The sequence below is a fragment of the Komarekiella delphini-convector SJRDD-AB1 genome (assembly GCF_014831675.1).
Classification (GTDB): Bacteria; Cyanobacteriota; Cyanobacteriia; order Cyanobacteriales; family Nostocaceae; genus Komarekiella.
Map to the genome: position 1 here is coordinate 1 of NZ_VJXY01000191.1, position 1,045 is coordinate 1,045.

The 1,045-nt window shown below is 40.1% G+C and carries 1 protein-coding gene; it reads left to right on the forward strand.

Annotated features, from left to right (window positions below):
- The coding region (locus FNW02_RS38265) for a diguanylate cyclase (protein ID WP_191762653.1) at positions 1-537 on the forward strand (537 nt) is incomplete at its 5' end.
- Positions 538-1,045 lie beyond the last annotated feature (508 nt).

A 1,045-nucleotide genomic window follows, 5' to 3' on the forward strand; every position in this document is an offset into this window, starting at 1 on the left:
TTTGAAGAATATCTCTCGCTTGAGTGGCAGCGCCAAACACGCTCACAACAGCCTCTATCTTTGATTCTGTGCGATGTTGATTTGTTCAAATCCTACAATGATACTTATGGTCATCTCGCAGGCGATCACACTCTAGTCAAAATTGCTAAAGCGATCAAAGATGCTCTCAAGCGGACTGCGGATTTAGTTGCCCGTTATGGCGGGGAAGAATTTGCTCTTGTTTTACCTGATACAGACGCAATTGGGGCTATTCATATTGCTAAAACAATCTGCTGTGCTGTTCGCACATTGGCAATTCCTCATCGCAATTCACTACTTTATTCTCATATAACCCTGAGTGCTGGGTCAACTACAGTAGTTCCTCAGCCTAATTCTGACTTTCAACAAATAATTGCTACAGCAGATAGAGCATTGTATCAAGCAAAAGCAGCAGGACGCGATCGCTTTATCCATAACAGCAAGTTGGATTCGCCTTTTGCTAACCCAACTTGCTATTTATTTGAGAGCAGTGTCTCTAAGCGTTGTGGATTCTGCTAAGTTCTCTGTTTTTAGTACTCGACCAACCTAACATTGCTGCTCTTGTTAACAAGCTTTTTGGACTGGTGGGGTAGCTCCTGTTGCTTTTAAAGTATACCTGCGCGCAGTTGCTTTGATTACAAGCAGATCTTGCGTAGTAATATGAGCCTTGTATTGAGCAAGAAGTCAGAAGTCAGAAGGATCGGCAAGAGTAGAGAAGGTTTTCCTTCTGACTTCAGTTCAAGATTTTTTCATCAAAAATTTAGACAATTCTAAAAATCAATCATAAGTTCTTTATAGGACTATGCTATGTGCTTAAAATTTTGTTTTTTATCCTAAGATTACGGAAACATCCTTGCAAAATCAATCAAATAGCTGTATGGTTAAAAGTGACTTTTCATATAACAATACTCCGGACAAAATTAGGCGGTAATAACGCCGTAAGACCGTAGGTTTTGGTAGTTAGGATGGGATTTAATTATAGTCGGCGAGAGTCCTAACGTTGAAATAAAGGTGTCGAGCAAATGGT